This is a genomic window from Thermogutta sp., assembly GCF_014359955.1.
Classification (GTDB): domain Bacteria; phylum Planctomycetota; class Planctomycetia; order Pirellulales; family Thermoguttaceae; genus Thermogutta.
Map to the genome: position 1 here is coordinate 1 of NZ_JACIYL010000329.1, position 4,533 is coordinate 4,533.

1 protein-coding gene and 2 pseudogenes are annotated in these 4,533 nt (G+C 59.5%); all 3 read left to right on the forward strand.

Annotated elements, in window-relative coordinates:
• Positions 1-146 precede the first annotated feature (146 nt).
• Positions 147-1,079 (forward strand): annotated as a pseudogene (locus tag H5U08_RS10770) (ABC transporter ATP-binding protein).
• A 21-nt stretch (positions 1,080-1,100) separates the two neighbouring features.
• On the forward strand, positions 1,101-2,915 hold the full coding sequence (locus tag H5U08_RS10775; RefSeq protein WP_297032879.1) for a hypothetical protein: 1,815 nt from the start codon (positions 1,101-1,103) through the stop codon (positions 2,913-2,915).
• A gap of 326 nt (positions 2,916-3,241) precedes the next feature.
• Positions 3,242-4,533: pseudogene (locus H5U08_RS10780) on the forward strand (hypothetical protein); the annotation flags it as partial.

The window sequence follows — 4,533 nt, forward strand, 5'->3', positions numbered from 1 at the left end:
GTGGGTGGAGCCCTCCGGAAGGGTTCTCCGACAGGAGGCGAAGGTGGGCGATAGTTACCTCGTTCTCGTCCGACTGGGTGACGCGCAAGCCAGAGCACTGGCCCAGCGACTGGAAAATGCACAGGCTACGGAGGAAAGCAAATCGCATGATTGACTTCTGGAATGTCAGCAAGCGCTACGGTGAAAAGCTCGCTGTCTCCCACCTTGATCTTCATATCCCCCCGGGAGAAGTCTTTGCGTTTCTGGGACCCAACGGGGCGGGCAAAACGACGACCATTCGCATGCTGGTGGGTCTCCTCCGGCCCACGGAAGGACTGGTCTCGGTGTGCGGGTATGATGCCACCGGGCGAGACCGGCTGGCAGCCTAATGTATCTGTTATGTGCCCGACCAGCCCTACCTTTATGACAAACTGACCGGTCGGGAATTTCTGGAATTTGTAGGGCAGCTCCGCGGATTATCGCGTCGCGAACTGGCGGCACGAATCGAGCGGGAAGTGGCGCGTTTTGAAATTGGCGATTTTCTCGACGAGCTGACCGAGACGTATTCGCATGGCATGCGGCAAAGGGTCGTCTTCGCGGCAGCCGTCCTCCACGATCCCCAGGTCATCGTGCTCGACGAACCCACCGTGGGGCTCGACCCGCGAAGCACCAAACTGGTGAAAGATCTGCTCCGCGAGCGTGCGGCGGCCGGCACGGCGGTGTTCATGTCCACCCACACATTGAGCATTGCCGAAGAAATTGCCGACCGCATCGGAATCATCCACCATGGGAAATTGATTTTCGTTGGGACAGTCGAGGAACTGCGCTCAGCCCGAGCCAGCGACCACGCTTCGCTGGAAGAGATATTTCTCCAGCTCACGGCGGAAGAGCAGCAGGGGACCAATTCTCATTCCGCCCCGGCCACCGAAACGTCGGTGGGCGACCTCGATATGACGCGGTCGGCAGTCGGTAACCCGGACCACGGTAGTTCGTCCGGGGAGAATAACGGCGATTCCCCCCGCGAAGTGAATCGGCCGTTGCACGAGTCTCCAAACGAGAGCCATGTGCTCGCAGCCAAGACGCGTCCAGACCAGCAGTGAGGCCTGTTGCCGATGGGTGGCGTGAGTATCTCTGAAAATCGATTGGCACCGATGGTCGAGGGAATGCGCCCCACGGACAAATCAGGGGAAATCCCAGTAACCCTTATTTCGCCGCAACGGGAAGCGGCCTTGTTCCGCAAGGTCCTCTTTCTGACGGCGCGGACACTGGTCAGGCAAACGCTCAGTCAGGCGTGGTTTCGGGTGTGGCTGGTCGTCATTTTGGGTGGCGGACTCTGGCTGGGGTTGCTGGGGCTTTTTGCGGAGGGGTTTCAATTCCTGGAAACGACGATCCCTTACGCGGACTTGGTCGAACAGACGGTCCGGTATGTGTTCGGCACCTTTTTCATGGCCCTCACGATCATGCTGATGATCTCTGGGGCGATCCTGCTGCACGGCGGATTGTTTCGCGCGCCGGACACCGCCTTCCTGATGACCCAGCCCGTCCGTCTGGAACGAATTTTTCTGATCAAATATGCGGAAACTGTCCTGCTCAGCAGTTGGGCCTTCATCATCCTATCCACTCCGCTTCTTCTGGGCTATGCCCAGGTCGTGAAAGCGGACTGGCCCTTTTACGTGGCAATGGTGCCTTATTTGGTGAGCTTTGTTTACATCCCGGCGGCCGGAGGAGCTGCCGTCTGTCTGCTCCTTGCTCGGTTTGTTCCCAGATTGCGACGAATGCTGGTTGTCGTGACCGTGGTGGTTGCCGTGGCAGGACTTTTCATCCTCTTTCAATGGATCAGTTGGCTTCCCCGCAACCAGTTTTTGAATGTTCAGTGGCTTGAAAGAACTCTTGACAGGTTGAGCATCACGCAATTTCGGTTGCTGCCCAGTTGGTGGCTGGCTACCGGTCTGCTGGCCATGGCGGCCGGTAATTATAAAGACGGCGTGATGTTTTTCCTCCTCATCCTGGCCAACGCGCTTTTCCTTCAATGGTGCTGTGTCCAGTTGGCGGGGAAGATCTATCAGCCCGCCTACCTGGCTTTAGCATCTCGCCTGGAAAAGCGCGCCATTAGACGCCGGAATCTGTTCGACCGACTGATTCTTGAAGAATTCCGCGGGATTCCCGCATTCGCCCGGCAGCTTATCCTGAAGGACATCCGGCTTTTCCGCCGCGATCCCGTGCAGTGGTCGCAGTTGCTCGTGTTCGTGGGGCTTTTGGTCTTTTACTTCCTGAATTTGCGCCGCTTTTACTATGAGCAGTTCTACTTTGCGTGGGTCAATCTTGTGAGCTTTCTCAACGTGGCGGTGGTGGCCCTGCTTCTGACCACGTTCACCACACGGTTTGTGTTCCCGCTGATCAGTCTGGAAGGGCCGCGCTTTTGGGTCCTGGGGCTGATGCCCATTTCGCGACGGGCAATTCTTTGGAGCAAACTCGGATTTGCTCTCGTTCTCTGCCCGCTCCCCTGTGCTTTGCTCGTCCTTCTCAGTGACGCCATGCTCAATGTGGAACCGTATGTGTTCCTCGCTCACCAGTGGGCCATGTTCCTGTGCTGTTTGGGCCTGACGGGCATCGCCGTGGGGCTGGGCGCCCGGTTCCCCAATTTTCGTGCATTTTCGGCCGCTCGCATTGCGTCCGGCTTTGGCGGGACGGTCAATCTCGTCCTCAGCACGGTCTTTATCGTTGTGATCCTCGTGCTGGCAGGGTTGCCGGTCCACATCCGCATGATTGCAGAGAGTTCATTCCTGCTGCCCACGGTAACCGCGAGAATCTCGCTCAACCCGCTGCTGGTGGCTTGGCTTACTTATGGCCCGGCGCTGGCTGGACTGATAACCCTGGCCACGATGGCCGTCTCGCTTTACGTGGGCATGCGGCATTTCGAACGCCTCGAATTTTGATTTTCGCGCGGTCGCCCAGGCGATCCGGATACCATCTCGCAACGAACCCCCCAATATGACGGGGTCCCCCATCGGTGGAAGGGTGCAAGCTCGGCCGTCTCGGTGATTGCCCGAGCACTTTTTCGGAACTTTCCGGGCGCCAGGATGTTTACAGTTTTGGGATGACATGACAAAAGGGAAAATGCGCGCACCTCGGTGATTTTTCGTAGCAAAGATTCGCAACCGGTTGTGTATCATGGAAAGGGGAGGCAGCTTTCGAAGAAGTGCGCTGCCCATGTCGGAAATGAGCCGGGCTTTCGGCTGCTATACTGTGCAGGATCGGGGATATGGCGATGCAGATCGCTGACATGTCATGGCGGGTCCGCGGTCGGGCCCTAACAAAGCGGATGACGCTGGTCATTGGGCTGCTTCTGGTACTTGCATGGAGCAAGGCTCCCCCTGTTTTGGCGGCTGAATATGAGGTGGTCGGGGCGCTCGCTTATGCGGTGGAACCCGACGTGGCTAAGGAAATTGGGCTGACCGAAAATCAGCTCAAGCAATTGAACGACCTCATCAACAATGCAGAGGCCGAAATCCTCACCACGCTTTCCGAGTTGAAAGACCTGTCTCCCCAGGAGCGGAGTGCGAAACTTGCGCAATTTCGCCGGGGAATCGAGGACCAGGGACTTGCCCTGCTAAGCGTGCAGCAACGGGCCAAACTGGAACAGATCCGGCTGAAGCGGCTGGGGGAGAAATTTTTTGCGGATCCCGTTATCGCAGAAAAACTGGGGCTGACGGAAGAGCAAAAGGCAGCGCTGAGCAAGGCGCTGGCCGAACGACCGGCCAACTCGGGATCAGGAGGAGCATCGGAAAACCCGGCGCTCAGCGTGCTCAACGACAGCCAGCGAAAAACGCTTCGAGCCATGCTGCTGGGAGAACTGGTGAAGTCTGAAAGTAGTGGCTCGCAGGCCTCGTCGGAACCTGCGGGAAGTCAGCCACAGGGAAGCTCTTCGCCGCAGCCCTCGGCGGCACCCCCGTCCGAGAGCACGCCGCCGGCGACAATCGCGGGAGAGCATCCCGCCGAGATGCCTGCCGAGGGACCTGCCACGGTCTCGCCGCCAGCCGGTGAGGCGTCCCAGTCCGAGACACCGGTTGGCGCCCCGGAAAGCACACCCGCTGCGACATCCGGCGCACAGCCAGCAGCCCCCGCTTCGGAGGCCACAGCCTCGGCGAGTCCAGCCCCGACGGCACCTGCTCAGCCCGGTCCGCAAGAGACGCCAGCCTCTCCGACGGCCCAACCGCAGGGTAGTGCCGGAAGTTCGGCCCCGCCATCGGTCAGCGCGACACCGGCGAATCAAGCGACGTCCCCGGAAACAAGCAGTCAATCTGTCCAAACAGAGGAGAATTCGGTCCCACCGGTTCCTGCCGGCCCCAATGCGACTCCTGCGGTATCTGCCCCAACCCCGACTCCGTCACCGCCACCGCCTGGAACGCCGATGCCAGCACAGGTCGGCACGGAAACGCGGGCGGCTCCCCCGGCAGCACAGCCGCCTGCGCCGACGCAGGAGAGTCAATTCCCGCAATTGCCCCCACGGGACGTGAAGTTGCGATTCAATTTCCGCTACCAGCCGTGGAAGGA